Below are 14990 nucleotides of genomic sequence, written 5' to 3'. Positions count from 1 at the left end.
TGGGGACCGGCACAGGGTCGGGCCCCGACGTCCCGGAAGGACATCAGTTACATGGCACAGGGAACCGTCAAGTGGTTCAACTCCGAGAAGGGCTACGGCTTCATCGAGCAGGACGGTGGCAACGCGCCTGACGTCTTCGTTCACTTCTCGGCCATCCAGTCGGACGGCTACAAGTCGCTCGAGGACGCCCAGCGCGTCGAGTTCGAGATCACCCAGGGCCCGAAGGGCCCGCAGGCGGAGAACGTCGTCCCGCTCTGATCTGAGCGTTCGACCCTAAGTCTTCGCGGGGCCCGCACCTTCATGGTGCGGGCCCCGTCGCCATGTCCGGGCACGGGTGCCCGGCCGGCGGCACGACCCACGCCCGACGACGACGGACCCGCCCGACGACGACGGACCCGCCCGGCGGCGTACCGCCCTCCCGCAGCCGCAGCCGCAGCCACGTGTCCGTTCAGGCGATGGCCGGCGGGTCGAGCGGCGCCGCGGTGCCCGCCCCCATGTGGGCGAGCTCGGCCCCGCCGACGACGATCGCCGGGAACGGCAGGCGGCGCAGGCCCCGGTCGACCGCCGCGGCGTCGAGACGGTGGTGCGACGCGACGAGCACGACGTTGCCGTACCGCCGCCCCTTCCACACCGCGGGGTCGACGACGCCGAGCACCTCGCCGAAGACCGACGTCAGGGCGGCCGCCTCCTCGCGCACGCGGCGCAGGCCGGGGGAGTCGGTGAGGTTGAGGACGTAGATGCCGCCGGGCGCGAGCGCCTCCGCCGCGGCCCGGACGAACTGCACGGTCCGCACGTGCTCGGGCACCTCGGCGTCGACGAAGACGTCCCGGACGAGGACGTCGACCGAGCCCGGGTGGAGGTGCTCGACCGACTCGCGCGCCTCCGCGTTGCGGATCCGCAGGGCGGGGGCGCGCGGCAGGTCGAACCAGGCCCGCACGAGGCGCGCGAGCTCCGTGTCGAGCTCGACGACGAGGTGCCGCGAGTGCGGACGGTCGGCGAGCAGCGCCCGCGGCAGCGCGCAGGCCGCCCCGCCGAGGTGGACGAACCGGGCCGTGCGGGGATCGCGGGTGGCGTCGTCGGGCGGGGTGGTACCCGGGGGGCCGAGGGCGGCGTCGACGACGGCCCGCACGTGCTGCATGTACTCGAACTCGAGATAGGCGGGGTCCTCGAGGTCGAGGAACGAGGACTCCGAGCCGCCCAGGAGGAGCATGACCCGGTGCGGGGCGCCCGGCTCGGGCACGACCTCGGCCACGGAGAACGAGGTGGGCACCGGGTGCTCGGGCCAGCGGTCCAGGTCGGACCGGCGTCGCGGAGTCACGGGGTCACGCTAGCCCGCGGTGTCGGACGTGCGCGCTAGCGTCGGGCTGTGAGCCGCAAGCCCGTCCGCGCGAGCGGGACCCCGAGGCGCGGACCCACGCCGTTCGGGACCGACGACTCGGGGACGTTCCTCCTGCACGTCGACATGGACGCGTTCTTCGCCGCCGTCGAGGTCCTCGACAACCCCGAGCTCGCCGGGCGCCCGGTGATCGTGGGCGGGCCGGAGCGCGGCGTGGTGTCGGCGGCGACCTACGAGGCCCGCGCGTACGGCGTGCGCTCGGCCATGCCGGTCGCGCAGGCGCGGGCGCTGTGCCCGCAGGCCGTGGTCGTGCCGGGGAGGCACGGGCGCTACCGGGAGATCTCCCGCGTCGTCATGGAGGTGCTCGGCACGGTCACCGACCGGGTCGAGCAGCTGAGCGTGGACGAGGCCTTCCTCGACGTGCGCGGGGCCGTGCGCCGGCTCGGTCCGCCGCTGACGATCGGCGCGCACGTCCGCGCGCGGGTGCGGGAGGAGACGGGGCTCGCGGCGTCCGTGGGCATCGCGAGCACCAAGCACGTGGCCAAGATCGCCTCGGGCGCGGCCAAGCCGGACGGGCTGCTGCTCGTCCCCGCCGCCGCCACGCTCGACTTCCTCCATCCGCTTCCCGTGGGGGCGCTGTGGGGCGTGGGGGAGAAGTCGGCCGAGGTGCTGCGCCGGCACGGCTGGGAGACGGTCGGTGACGTCGCCGCCGCGCGGACCGTCGACCTCGAGCGGGCGCTCGGGCGCGCGGCCGGGACGCGCCTGCACGCCCTCGCGATGGGCGTGGACGCACGGGAGGTCCGCTCGGAGCGGGCGGCGGAGAAGTCGATCGGGTCCGAGCACACGTTCTTCGACCCGGTGGCGGACCGGGGGGCGCTCGACCGGGTGCTGCTCGAGCAGTCCCACGCGGCCGCGGCGAGGCTGAGGGCTGCCGGGCTGCTCGCGCGCACGGTGAGCATCAAGGTCCGGTTCCCCGACTTCACGACCATCACCCGGTCGCGCAGCCTGCCCGCCGCGACCTCGCTCGCCCGGGACGTCGTGGCGGCCGCGCGCGCCCTGCTCGGCGCGGTCGACCTCCCCCGGGACGGGTTGCGGCTGCTCGGCGTGCGCCTGGAGGCCCTCGAACCCGCAGGTCACGGCCTTCAGCTCGCCCTCGACGACGATCCCGGCGCGGCGCTCGCCGAGGAGGCGCTCGACGCCGTGCGGGAGCGGTTCGGCCGGTCCGCGCTCGCCCCGGCGGCGCTGCTCGGTCGCCGGTCGGGGCGTGCCCGGGAGGGTGGGGGAGATGACCCCGGTCATGACGGCGTCCCCCGGCGTGACGAGGGAGCCCGCCAGGACCTATCCTGAGGGGGAGTCGCGCTCCGTCCGGACGCGAGCCGAGGTCCGACCGGTGCTGAGGAAGGGGGCAGGATGCCACTCTCCGACTACGAGCAGCGCATGCTCGCCCAGATGGAAGCGCAGCTGCACGCCGACGATCCGCGCCTGGCGGAGACGCTCGGCGACACCTCCGGTCCCGACCTGCGCAAGGTCGCCCTCGGCGCGCTCGTCGCGGTCGTGGGCATCGGCGGCCTCGTCGGCGGCGTCGCGACCGGCTGGATCTGGCTCGGCGTCCTCGGTTTCCTCGCGATGGTCGGCGGCGTGCTCCTCGCGATGACCCCGTCGACGCGCCCCGCCCGCACCGGCCAGGGTTCGCCCGGCGCCGGCCCCGGCGGGCGAGGCGGCAGGGGCGGACGCGGAGGCCCGTCCTCCGGCGGTTCCGGCCCGTCCGGCGGCCGGACCGCGACCAGCAAGAGCTTCATGGAGCGTCAGCAGGAGAAGTGGGAGCAGCGCGGCGAGGGACGCGGCGTCTGACCCACCCCGGCGCCCGGTCCTGACGACCGGGCGTCTCCCAATCTGAGCGCTTGAGAGAACGGCCCCCGGCCCGCAGCGATGCGGACCGGGGGCCGTCGTCTTGCCCGGCCGGGTGTCTGGCGGGTTTTCCAGGTTGCTCCACGAGGGGCTCTCCACGTCGCTCCACGAGGCGTGCTCCGCCTCCGTCCGCCGGTCCCTCCACGTCGCTCCACCAAGGTGCTCCACCTCGATCTCCGGGATCTCTCCGCCTCGTCCGACGAGGCCCCCTCTTCCCTCCCCGAGGTTCCCCCACTTCCCTCCCCGAGGTTCCCCCACTTCCCTCCCCGGAGCTCCTCCACGTCCCGCCCCGGAGCTCCTCCACGTCCCGCCCCGGGAGTTCCCCCACACCGCTCCCCGCCGACGACGCCGCGGAGCCGTGTGCACGACCTGATCGTGCGTGAGCCGGCGGGACCCGCGGAATCATGCCGATCTGCTGTCGTTGGAGCTGCGCCGGAGCGGCATCGGTTCCACACTCGCGCCGCACCGACGCCGCACCGACGCCGCGCCCGAGACAGCCCCGCGCCCACGAGCTCACCGCACCGACCTCGACGAGCCGATCAGCGTCGGCCCGCCGTGCCCGCCGGCCGCCCCGATCCCCTCCACCGCGCACCACCAGTGATTACCTGGGATATCGCGCGACACACGCTCGATGTCGGCCCGATCTGCTATCGCGGTGGAGTGAAGTGGAGTAACGTGGGGGTCACGGGAGCGGCAGGGCGACGAGCGAGGGAGGTGCCGCGATGTTCCTCGGTACCTACGAGCCGCGCCTGGACGACAAGGGCCGGCTGATCCTGCCGGCCAAGTTCCGCGCCGACCTCGCCGACGGCCTCGTCCTCACCCGGGGTCAGGACCGCTGCCTCTTCGCCTTCCCCGCCGCGGAGTTCGAGTCCATGCACGAGCGGCTCCGGCAGGCGCCGGTGACCTCCAAGCAGGCCCGCGACTACCTGCGCGTGTTCCTCTCCGGCGCCTCGGACGAGGTGCCGGACAAGCAGGGCCGCCTGACGATCCCGGCGAACCTGCGCCGCTACGCGGGCCTCGAGCGCGAGACCGCCGTCATCGGCGCGGGCAGCCGGATCGAGATCTGGGACGCCACCGCGTGGGCCGAGTACCTCGCCGCCCAGGAGGAGTCGTTCGCGGACACGGCGGAGGAGGTGGTCCCGGGCCTCTTCTGACCCGCCGACCTCCGCACGTCCCCGCCCGATCACCGCACGTCCCTGACAACTCCACAGCTGCACGGCACACCGGAGCTCGCCACGCGAGGTCTCCCACCGCACCGACGCACTTCCCCGGCGCCGGTGCCCCCGCCCCCGGCGCACTTCCCCGGCGCCGGAGCGGAGGTGGGAGTCCTGGCGGTACGAGCCGGATCGCACCCCGAGGTCGTGCCGCCAGCCTCAGAGCCCGATCGTCGCCCGCGACGAGCACGACCGACCGGATCCACGACGACGAACGACCACGACGCACCACCGCCGACCCGCCCGTCATCCCCGCCCCGCACACCCCACGACCGCCCGAGAGGAGGACCGATGAGCACCACTCCCGAGCACAGCCAGGACCGCCCCACGCAGGACCGCCACCTCCCGGTCCTGCTCGAGCGCTGCCTCGACCTGCTCGCACCGGCCCTCGAGGCCCCCGGCGCTGTGCTCGTCGACGCCACCCTCGGCCTCGGTGGCCACAGCGAGGGGGCGCTCGCGCGCTTCCCGGGCCTGCGGGTGATCGGGATCGACCGCGACACCGAGGCGCTCGCGCTGGCGACCGCCCGGCTCGCCCCGTACGCGGACCGCTTCACGGGCGTGCACGCGACCTACGACGAGATCGACGAGGTCGTGGCCGAGCACGCGGGCGGCGAGGTCGCGGGCGTCCTCATGGACCTCGGCGTCTCCTCGCTCCAGCTCGACGAGACGGACCGCGGCTTCTCCTACGCGCACGACGCCCCGCTCGACATGCGGATGGACGCCACGACCGGCCCGACCGCGGCCGACCTCCTCGCCACGCTCGACGAGCGCGAGCTGCGCCGGATCCTCCGCACCTACGGCGAGGAGAAGTTCGCCCCCCGCCTCGCCGCCGAGATCGTCCGCCGCCGGGAGACCGCGCCGCTGCGCACGACCGCAGACCTCGTCGACGTCGTCGACACCGCGATGCCCGCCGCCGGTCGCCGCACCGGCGGCAACCCCGCCAAGCGGACCTTCCAGGCGCTGCGCATCGCCGTCAACGGCGAGCTCGACATCCTCGCCGACGCCCTGCCGCGCGCCGTCGAGGCGCTCGCCGTCGGGGGCCGGATCGTCGTCGAGTCCTACCAGTCGCTCGAGGACCGCCTCGTCAAGGCCGAGCTCGCCCGGGGTGCCGTCACCTCCGCTCCGCCCGACTTGCCGGTGGTCCCCGAGACCCACCAGCCCTACCTCCGCCTGCTCACCCGCGGGGCGGAGGAGGCGGACGAGGTCGAGCTCGCCGGCAACAGCCGCTCCCGCGCCGTCCGCCTGAGGGCCGCCGAGCGCCTGCGCCCGACGCCCGACCACCTGGCCCGCACCGACCGCGACGCACGCACGGACCGCGCGGCTCGCACGGCCCGCGCCGCCCGCACGGACCGCGACGTACGCACGAACCGCACGGCCAGCACCGACCGCCCGACCGCCGCACGACCCACCAGCGCCCCCGCAGCGCGCCCGAGGAGCACCCGATGAGCGCCCAGCCCGTTCCCGCGCCGGCCCGCGCGCCACGCCGCACGACGGCCGCGCCGGCCCCGGTCACCACCCGACGGCAGCGATCCCGGCTCACGGTCGTCCCCAGCCCGGTCCCGGCGCGCTCGCGGGCGCCGTTCGTCGCGCTACTCGCGGCCATCCTGCTCGCGGCCCTCGCCACCGTGCTCGTGCTCAACATCCGCATGGCTGAGGCCGCCTACGCCCTCCACGACCGGCAGATGGACCTCGCGCTCGTCGAGGAGTCGGTCGCGGCGCTCGAGGTCGAGATCGACGCCGCCGGCGCCTCCTCGGTCCTCGACGAGCGCGCGCAGGAGCTCGGCATGACCCGCCCGCAGACCACCTACTTCATCGAGCTCGAGTCCGGTGAGATCACCGGCGGACCCACCGAGGAGGGAACGAACTGATGCCACGCTCGCCGCTGGTGACGACCGCCCCGCGCGACTGGATCCGACGCACGCGGATCCTCCTCGTCCTCCTCCTCGCGATCCTCCTCGTGGTCGCCGGCCGGCTCATCTGGGTCCAGGCCCTCGAGGGCCCGCAGCTCGCGAGCGACGCGCGGGACAACCGCATCCGCACCTACGCCGTCCAGGCGCAGCGCGGCGAGATCCTCGACGCGAACGGTGAGGTGCTGGCCACCTCGGTGCAGACCTACAACCTCGGCGTCAACCAGCAGCTCATCACGAGCTACGAGGCGCGCGACGAGGACGGCGAGGTCGTCGGCACGGGCATCTCGGCCGCCGCCGAGCGCCTGGCCCCGATCCTCGACGTCGACCCCGCCGAGCTCGGCGCCCTCATGGTCGGCGACTCGACCTTCGCCTACATCGCCCGCGACGTCACTCCCGCGCAGTGGCGCCAGATCCGCGAGCTCGGGATCATCGGCATCGAGCCCGAGGCCACGGTCGACCGGCTCTACCCGAACGGCACCACGGGCGGCAACATCACCGGGTTCGTCGGCCGCGACGGCACCGGCCTCGCCGGGCTCGAGCAGTCCTACGAGGAGGTCCTCGCCGGCACCGACGGCTCGACCACGGTCGAGATCGGCCGCGACGGCCAGGTCATCCCCGGCGCCACCCGCGAGGACGTCCCCGCGGTCCAGGGGCGCGACGTCCAGACCACGATCGACCGCGACCTCCAGTACGAGTGCCAGCGGATCATCGACGAGGCCGTCGAGCGCCACTCGGCCGCCTGGGGCGCCGTCGTCGTCGAGGAGGTCGGCACGGGCCGGATCCTCGCGCTGTGCGACAACAACACCGTCGACCCCGGCAACTACCAGGAGTGGGCCGCCGAGGACCGCGGCTCACGCGCCGTGACCACCCCGTACATGCCCGGCTCGACCGGGAAGATCCCGACCTTCGCCACGGCGCTCGACGCGGGCGGTGTCGAGGTCGACGACGAGTGGCTGACCCCGGACACGATCACGATGCCCAACGGGCAGGAGTTCCGCGACAACGACTCCCACGCCCCGATCACCCTGACGACCGCCGGCGTGCTCGCCCGCTCGTACAACACCGGCCTCGTCCAGATCGGCGACACCGTCCCCGCGGACGTCCGGTACGACTACCTCCAGCGCTTCGGCCTCGGCCAGCGCACCGGCATCGAGCTGCCCGGCGAGTCCTCCGGCATCCTCGCGCCCTACGAGCAGTGGGACGACCGGCAGTACTACACCTCGATGTTCGGCCAGGGCCTCGCGCTCACCGTCCTGCAGTCGACCTCGACCGCCGCCACGATCGCCAACGGCGGCGTGCGCATGGAGCCGCACATCGTCGAGGCCGTCGAGGAGACCGACGGCACGATGACGCCGACCCCGCTGCTCGACGGGCAGCGGGTCGTCAGCGAGGAGAGCGCCGCGGACACCCTCGCCATGATGGAGGGCGCCGTGACCGAGGAGGGCACCGCCCAGCTCGCCGCCGTCGACGGCTACCGCGTGGCCGGGAAGACCGGCACCGCCCAGGTCCCCGACGAGAACGGGGGGCTCACGGGCCGCGTCGGCACCTTCATCGGCGCGATCCCGGCCGAGGCCCCCGAGGTCGCGATCGGCGTCGTCATGTACAACGCCGCCGGGGCGTCCTACGGTTCGCGCGTGGCCGCTCCCGTCTTCGCCGAGGTCGCCGAGTTCACGATGGCGCACCTGGGCGTCCCGCCGTCGACCGAGCCCGCTCCGTACCTGCCGCTCGAGCCCGGGGTGGAGTGGGGGCCGCAGTGACCCCCGCGCTGCGGCCGACCGCCGTCGCGCCCGTCGACCTCGCCGACCTCGCGCGGGCTGCCGGCGCGCACCTCGTCGGTGCGCCTCCGGAACCCGGGACGGCGGTGTCCGGGGTCGTCGCGGACAACCGGCGGGTCACCGGAGGAGAGCTCTTCGTCGCCCGGCCCGGCGCCCGCCACCACGCCGCGCGGTTCACGTCCGACGCCGTCGCACGGAGTGCGGCCGCGGTCCTCACGGACGCCGCGGGCGCCGACCTCGCGCGCGCCGACGGGGAGCCGGGCGTCCCGGTCCTCGTCGTCGACGACGTCGCCGCCGTGGTCGGTCCGCTCGCCGCGCTGGCCTGGGGCAACCCCGCGGACCGGCTGCGCACGTACGCACTGACCGGCACGAACGGCAAGACGACGACGGCGTTCATGGTCGACCACGTGCTCACCGCGCTCGGGCGCACGACCGGCCTCATCGGCACGGTCGAGATCCGGATCGCCGGGACCTCCGTGCCCGCCGCGCTCACCACGCCGCAGGCCGACGAGCTGCACGCCGTGCTCGCCGCCATGGTCGAGGCGGGCGTCACCGACCTCGTCATGGAGGTCTCCTCGCACGCGCTCATGCTCGGCCGGGTCGACGGCGTGACGTTCGACGTCGCCGGCTTCACCCACCTCACGCCCGACCACCTCGACCTGCACGGCTCCGTCGAGGAGTACTTCGCGGCGAAGGCCCGCCTGTTCGCGCCCGAGCGCTCGCGCGCCGGGGTCGTCACGGTCGACGACGAGTGGGGCCGGCGCCTGGCCGCGTCTGCCGAGGAGGCCCGCCCCGGGGACGTGTGGAGCCTCGGGCACGACGCCGACGCGCAGCTGGGCGTCCGGTCCGGCGCTCCCGGCGAGCTCACCCTGGTGGGGGAGGACGGCCGGGTGGCGACCTCCACGGACATGCCGGGCGCGTTCAACGTGGCCAACGCGGCGCTCGCCGTCGGCATGGTCTGGCGCGCGGGGCACGACCCGGCCGAGATCGAGCGGGCCCTCGCCGGTGCCGGCGGCGTGAGCCCCGCCGTGCCCGGACGGATGGAGGTCCTCGCCGAGGCGCCCCGGGTCGTCGTCGACTTCGCCCACAACACCGAGGCCCTCGAGACCGTGCTCACCGAGCTGCGGCCGACCACCCGCGGACGCCTGTGGTGCGTGACCGGATCCGCCGGGGACCGCGACGCCGTCAAGCGCCCGCTCATGGGGGCCGTCGCGGCCCGCCTCGCCGACGAGGTCGTCGTCACCGACGACGACCCGCACTCCGAGGACCCCGCCGCCATCCGCGCCGAGATCCTCGCCGGCGCCCACGCGGTCGAGGGCGCGTCCGTGACCGAGGTCGGCGACCGGCGCACCGCGATCGCCCACGCGATCCTCGCCGCGGCGCCCGAGGACACGGTCCTGCTCGCCGGTCGCGGGCACGAGACGGTCCAGGAGGTCGGGGACGTCGCCCACCACCTCGACGACCGCGAGGAGGCCCGGGCGGCCCTCGCGCGTCGCGCGTCGGGGGAGGATGAGGCGTGATCACCATCGGACTCGACGCGGTCGCCCGCGCCACCGGCTCGTCCTCGCAGGTCGGAGACCTCCTCGTCACCGGCGGCGTCCTCCAGGACTCCCGCGAGGTCGGCCCCGGGGACCTGTTCGTCGCCATCGTCGGCGAGCGCACCGACGGGCACGCGCACGTCGCCTCCGCGCTCGCCGCCGGCGGTGTCGGGGCCCTCGTCACGGACCCGGCCCGCCCGCTCGCCGACGGCGTCGACGCGTCCCGCCTCGTCGTCGTCCCGGACACCGTCGCCGCCCTCGGCGACCTCGCCCGCCACTCGCTCGCCGAGCTGCGCGGGGCCGTGCGGCCCGCAGGTGAGCGCCCCGGCGTCGTCGCCGTCACCGGCTCGGTCGGCAAGACGACGACGAAGGACCTCCTCGTCGACCTCCTCACCCCCCGCGGCCCGCTCGTCGCGCCGCCCGGCTCGCTCAACAACGAGGTCGGCCTGCCGCTGACCGTGCTGCGCGCGGACGAGGCGACGACGACCCTCGTCCTCGAGATGGGCGCCGACCGCGTCGGCAACCTCGAGTACCTCACCTCGGTGGCGCCGCCCGACGTGGCGATCGTGCTTGCCGTCGGCCGCGCCCACCTCGGCCACTTCGGCGGGATCGACAACGTCGCCCGCACGAAGTCCGAGCTCGTGGCCGGCCTCGTCCCCACCGGCACCGCCGTCCTCAACGCCGACGACCACCGGGTCGCCGCGATGGCCTCCCTCGCGCCCGGCGACGTCCTCACGTTCTCCGCCGCGGGCGACCCGGCCGCCGACCTCGCCGCGACCGACGTGCGCGCCGACGACGCCGGACGGGCGAGCTTCACCGTGCGCACCCCGTCGGGCAGCGCGCAGGTGCGCCTCGCGCTCGTCGGTCCCCACCACGTGGCCAACGCGCTCGCCGCGACCGCCGCCGGCCTCGCGCTGGGGGAGGACCTCGACGCCCTCGCCGCCCGCCTCGCCGTGGCCGGTCCGCGCTCCGCCCACCGCACCGCGGTGTCGACGCTCGCCGGCGACGTCCTCCTCCTCGACGACTCGTACAACGCCAACCCCGACTCGATGCGCGCCGGGCTCGCGACGCTCGAGGCGATCGCGCCCGGTCGGCGCCGGGTCGCCGTGCTCGGCCACATGCTCGAGCTCGGCGAGGAGTCCGCCGCCGAGCACGCGGGTCTCGCCGAGGTCCTGCTCGCGCGGGGGATCGAGGCGGTCGTCGTCGTCGGCGAGGAGGCGGCGCCGTTGGCGGCCGCCGCACGCGACGCGGGAATCCAGGTGGACGACCTGACCGGGTCGACCCCGGAGGTCATCGCGGCGCGCGTGCGGGAGGTCGCCCACCCCGGCGACGCGGTCCTGCTCAAGGGCTCGCGCGGGTCCGGCGTGTGGGAGGTCGCGGACCTTCTCACATCGACCGACGGCCTCGCCTCGGCGCCTGACGCGCCCGGGGACGAGAAGATGCGCCCATGACAGCCGTCCTCGTAGGTGCCGGCGTGGCGCTCGTCGTCACGCTGCTCGGCACACCCGCGTTCATCCGGCTCCTCGTGCGCCGCGAGTACGGCCAGTTCATCCGCCAGGACGGGCCGACGAGTCACCAGACCAAGCGCGGCACGCCGACGATGGGCGGCGTCATCATCATCGCCGCCACCGTCATCGGCTACGCGGTCGCCAACCTCTCGGCCGGGCGGCTTCCGCACGTGTCGGGCCTGCTCCTGCTCTACCTCATGGTCGGCATGGGGGTCATCGGGTTCCTCGACGACTACATCAAGATCTCCCGGGCCCGGTCCCTCGGGCTCGACGCGCGGGCGAAGATCATCGGGCAGGCGTTCATCGGCATCTCCTTCGCCGTGCTCGCCCTCCAGTTCCCGTCGGAGAACAACCGCACGCCCGCCTCGACGGCGATCTCGTGGGTCCGCGACCTGCCCCTCGACCTCGCCTTCGCGGGTGCCGCCATCGGGCTCGTGCTCTTCATCATCTGGGCGAACTTCCTCATCACGGCCTGGACGAACGCCGTCAACCTCACCGACGGCCTCGACGGGCTGGCCACGGGCACGTCCGCGATCGTCTTCGCCGCGTACACGGGCATCGCGTTCTGGCAGTCGAACCAGTCCTGCCAGGTGCTCGCCGAGCCCGGCGCCGGCTGCTACGAGATCCGCGACCCGCGGGACCTGACGATCATCGCTGCCTGCATCGTCGGCGCGTGCCTCGGGTTCCTGTGGTGGAACACCAACCCCGCGAAGATCTTCATGGGGGACACGGGCTCCCTCGCCCTCGGCGGCGCCCTGGCCGGGATGACGATCCTCACCCGCACCGAGTTCCTCGGGGTCGTCATCGGCGGACTGTTCGTCGCCGTCGTCATCTCCGACGTCATCCAGATCGGGGTCTACAAGGCCACCGGCAAGCGGGTGTTCAAGATGGCCCCGCTGCACCACCACTTCGAGCTCTCCGGCTGGGGCGAGGTGACGATCGTCGTGCGGTTCTGGCTCGTCGCGCTGCTGTGCGCCGCCGCGGGCCTCGCGATCTTCTACGGTGAGTGGGTCGCGGTCTCATGACCGTCCCCCCGGACGAGGCCCGCGCGGCGTGGGCCGAGCGGTCGGCGGCCGAGCTCGCCTCGGCGAGGGTCGGCGTCGTCGGCCTCGGCACGTCCGGCCGGGCCGCGCTGCGCGCGCTGGCCGGCCGCGTGGGCGAGCTCGTGGCCACCGACTCGCGAGACGAGGCGCTCGAGGCGGCCCGGTCCGACGCCCCCGGCGCGCGGCTCGCCGCCGGCGCCACCCCGGAGCAGCTCGCCGAGGCCACGCTCGACCTCGCGCCCGACGTCCTCGTCGTCTCGCCCGGCGTCCCCGCCACCTCGCCGCTGCTCACCCGGGCGGCGGCCGCCGGGATCCCGGTGTGGAGCGAGATCGAGCTCGCCTGGCGTCTCCAGCGCCCGCGCCGCGACGGCCGGTACGCGCCCTGGCTCGCCGTCACCGGAACGAACGGCAAGACGACGACCGTGACGATGACCGCCGCGATCCTCGCCGCCGCCGGGCTCGACGCGCCGGCGGTCGGCAACGTCGGCACCCCGCCGGTCGAGATCGTCACCGCGGGCGGCGAGGGGCCGGACGTCCTGCCCGCCGAGCTGTCGAGCTTCCAGCTGCACTCGACCCACTCGCTCGCCCCGCTGGCCGCGACCTGCCTCAACGTGGCGCCCGACCACCTCGACTGGCACGGCTCGTTCGCGGCCTACCGGGCCGACAAGGCGCGCGTGTACCGCGGCGTCACCGGGCTGTGCGTCTACTCCGAGGCGGACCCCGTCACGCGCGAGATGGTCGAGGAGGCCGACGTCGCCGAGGGTGCCCGCGCGGTCGGCCTCACGCTCGGGCCGCCCGCCGTGTCGCAGGTCGGCGTCGTCGAGGGGGTCCTCGCCGAGCGCGTGGGCGCGGACCGGTGGACGGCGGCGACCGAGCTCGGCGAGGTCGCCGACCTCGCGCACCTGCTCGGTGCCGGGGCGGGCGCGGAGGACGTGCCCGACCACCTCGTGCTCGACGCCCTCGCCGCCGCGACGCTCGCCCGCGCCGCGGGCGCCGAGCCCCACCACGTCCGCGACGCCCTGCGCGCCTACCGTGCCGAGGACCACCGGGCCACCCACGTCGCGACCCACGGCGGGGTCCGGTTCGTCGACGACTCCAAGGCCACGAACGCCCACGCGGCCGACGCCGCCCTCGCCGCCCACGGCGACCGCTCGGTCGTGTGGATCGCCGGCGGGCTCGCCAAGGGCGCCCGCTTCGACGAGCTCGTCGCCGCGCACGCCCACCGGCTCGCGCACGTCGTCCTCATCGGGCGCGACCGCGAGCCGATGCTCAGCGCTCTGGGGCGACACGCACCCGACGTCCCGCTCGTCGAGGTCGTTCCGGACGACGATGAGACGGTGATGGAACGCGCCGTCGGGCTGGCCGCGTCCCGGGCGCTGCCCGGGCAGACCGTGCTGCTGGCCCCCGCCAGCGCCTCCATGGACCAGTTCCGCAGCTACGACCACCGCGGGCGCGTGTTCGCCGACGCGGTCGCCGCCCTCGCGACGCAGGAGGAGAGATGACCGCCACCGCTTCCCGCCGCGTCGTCACCCAGGCACCCGCGCAGCCCCGCCGGGAGGAGAACCCGGCGCTCAGCTTCTACCTCATCGCGGCCTCCTCGGCGCTGCTCGTCGCCGTCGGGGCCGTCATGCGCCTGTCGGCGTCGACGGTCACCGCCATCTCGGACACCGGCTCGCCGTACCAGGAGTGGGTGGGCCAGCTGCTCTTCCTCGCGGTCGGCGTGGCGGGCGCGTTCGTCGCCGCCCTCGTGCCGCCGGGCTTCTACCGGAGGTCCGCATGGGTCCTGCTCGTCCTCGGCCTGGCCCTGCAGTCCCTCATCTTCACCGGCTTCGCGCGCGGCCAGGGCGGCAACCTCAACTGGATCGTCCTGCCCGGCACCGGCCAGGTCATCCAGCCCGCGGAGTTCCTCAAGCTGGCCCTCGCGATCTGGCTCGGCGCCGTCCTCGCCCGCAAGGTCAAGGTGATGGACAATCTCCTGCACGCCGCGATCCCCGGGGTGATCGGGGCCGGCGCGGCGATCACCCTCGTCCTCGCGGGGCACGACATGGGCACCGCGGCGATCATGGTGATCCTCGTGGCGGGCGCCTACTACGTGGCCGGCCTGCGCCTGCGGTGGTTCGCGCTCGTCGGCGTCGTCGGCGCGGGCCTCGCTGCCTTCCTCGTCATGTCCTCGGCCTCGCGTCGCGCGCGGGTCGGCCAGTTCTTCGGCCTCACGGAGTCCGACCCCCTCGGCGCCGGCCTCCAGCCCCTGCACGGGCTGTGGGCGCTCGGCTCGGGCGGCATCTCCGGGGTCGGCCTCGGCGCGTCACGCGAGAAGTGGGAGTACCTGCCCGAGGCCCACAACGACTTCATCTTCGCGATCATCGGCGAGGAGCTCGGCCTCATCGGCACCCTCGTCGTGCTCGTCCTGTTCGCCGTGCTCGCCGCCGGGATCTACCGCATCGTGCGCCGGCACGACGACCCGTTCGTCCAGATCGCCGCTGCCGGGCTCGGCGCGTGGATCTTCGGGCAGGCGATCGTCAACATGCTCGTCGTCATCGGCCTGCTGCCCGTGCTCGGCGTGCCCCTGCCGCTCGTCTCCGCCGGCGGCTCGGCGCTCATCGCCACCCTGCTCGGCATCGGGATCCTCCTGGGCTTCGCCCGCACCGAGCCCGGCGCGCGCGAGGCACTGCGCGTGCGCTCCCGGCACGCCCGGCGCACGGGCGCGGTGACGGCCACCCCTCGGAAGGCCCGCCGTGGCTGAGCCCCTGCGCGTCCT

The 14990-nt window shown here is 74.8% G+C and carries 13 protein-coding genes; 12 read left to right on the top strand and 1 reads right to left on the bottom strand.

What is annotated here, in order from left to right; translation table 11 throughout:
- Positions 1-51: 51 nt before the first annotated feature.
- Entirely contained in the window at positions 52-258 is a 207-nt protein-coding gene (locus AC24FB_RS02080; RefSeq protein ID WP_425713036.1) for a cold-shock protein, read from the top strand.
- 190 nt (positions 259-448) lie between these two features.
- Here AC24FB_RS02080 and AC24FB_RS02075 read toward each other — a convergent pair whose 3' ends face one another.
- Positions 449-1318, bottom strand: coding sequence for a spermidine synthase (locus AC24FB_RS02075; RefSeq protein ID WP_425713037.1), 870 nt, complete (start codon positions 1316-1318; stop codon positions 449-451).
- Positions 1319-1366: 48 nt separating this feature from the next.
- Here AC24FB_RS02075 and dinB point away from each other — a divergent pair, with 48 nt between their 5' ends.
- The 11 genes from dinB (at position 1367) to AC24FB_RS02020 (ending at position 14975) form a co-directional block, all read left to right on the top strand.
- Positions 1367-2683, top strand: coding sequence for a DNA polymerase IV (gene dinB, locus AC24FB_RS02070; protein ID WP_425713038.1), 1317 nt, complete (start codon positions 1367-1369; stop codon positions 2681-2683).
- A 63-nt stretch (positions 2684-2746) separates the two neighbouring features.
- The gene (locus tag AC24FB_RS02065; protein ID WP_425713039.1) at positions 2747-3187 is read left to right on the top strand and encodes a DUF3040 domain-containing protein; all 441 of its coding nucleotides are present in this window, start codon (positions 2747-2749) and stop codon (positions 3185-3187) included.
- 779 nt (positions 3188-3966) lie between these two features.
- Positions 3967-4398, top strand: coding sequence for a division/cell wall cluster transcriptional repressor MraZ (gene mraZ / locus AC24FB_RS02060; protein ID WP_425713040.1), 432 nt, complete (start codon positions 3967-3969; stop codon positions 4396-4398).
- Positions 4399-4749: 351 nt separating this feature from the next.
- The gene (gene rsmH, locus AC24FB_RS02055; RefSeq protein ID WP_425713041.1) at positions 4750-5904 is read left to right on the top strand and encodes a 16S rRNA (cytosine(1402)-N(4))-methyltransferase RsmH; all 1155 of its coding nucleotides are present in this window, start codon (positions 4750-4752) and stop codon (positions 5902-5904) included.
- Positions 5901-6326, top strand: a complete 426-nt coding sequence (gene ftsL, locus AC24FB_RS02050) for a cell division protein FtsL (RefSeq protein ID WP_425713042.1) — start codon at positions 5901-5903, stop codon at positions 6324-6326. Before rsmH ends, ftsL begins: the two co-directional genes overlap by 4 nt.
- The gene (locus tag AC24FB_RS02045; RefSeq protein ID WP_425713043.1) at positions 6326-8125 is read left to right on the top strand and encodes a peptidoglycan D,D-transpeptidase FtsI family protein; all 1800 of its coding nucleotides are present in this window, start codon (positions 6326-6328) and stop codon (positions 8123-8125) included. Before ftsL ends, AC24FB_RS02045 begins: the two co-directional genes overlap by 1 nt.
- Positions 8122-9663: a UDP-N-acetylmuramoyl-L-alanyl-D-glutamate--2,6-diaminopimelate ligase gene (locus AC24FB_RS02040; protein WP_425713044.1), complete on the top strand. Its 1542-nt coding sequence runs from the start codon at positions 8122-8124 to the stop codon at positions 9661-9663. The genes AC24FB_RS02045 and AC24FB_RS02040 overlap by 4 nt, the downstream gene beginning before the upstream one ends.
- A complete protein-coding gene (locus AC24FB_RS02035) occupies positions 9660-11132 on the top strand; it encodes a UDP-N-acetylmuramoyl-tripeptide--D-alanyl-D-alanine ligase (RefSeq protein ID WP_425713045.1) in 1473 nt (490 codons plus the stop codon). Before AC24FB_RS02040 ends, AC24FB_RS02035 begins: the two co-directional genes overlap by 4 nt.
- On the top strand, positions 11129-12214 hold the full coding sequence (gene mraY, locus AC24FB_RS02030) for a phospho-N-acetylmuramoyl-pentapeptide-transferase (RefSeq protein ID WP_425713046.1): 1086 nt from the start codon (positions 11129-11131) through the stop codon (positions 12212-12214). The genes AC24FB_RS02035 and mraY overlap by 4 nt, the downstream gene beginning before the upstream one ends.
- Positions 12211-13734, top strand: coding sequence for a UDP-N-acetylmuramoyl-L-alanine--D-glutamate ligase (murD, locus tag AC24FB_RS02025; RefSeq protein WP_425713047.1), 1524 nt, complete (start codon positions 12211-12213; stop codon positions 13732-13734). Before mraY ends, murD begins: the two co-directional genes overlap by 4 nt.
- Positions 13731-14975 carry a peptidoglycan glycosyltransferase FtsW gene (locus AC24FB_RS02020; protein WP_425713048.1) on the top strand — a complete coding sequence of 415 codons (1245 nt, stop codon included), beginning with the start codon at positions 13731-13733 and terminating at the stop codon, positions 14973-14975. Before murD ends, AC24FB_RS02020 begins: the two co-directional genes overlap by 4 nt.
- The last annotated feature ends 15 nt before the right edge of the window (positions 14976-14990 follow it).

The sequence above is a fragment of the Georgenia sp. Z1344 genome (assembly GCF_057652375.1).
Note: the sequence above shows the minus strand (reverse complement) of the source record. Positions and strands in the feature narration are given on the sequence as shown.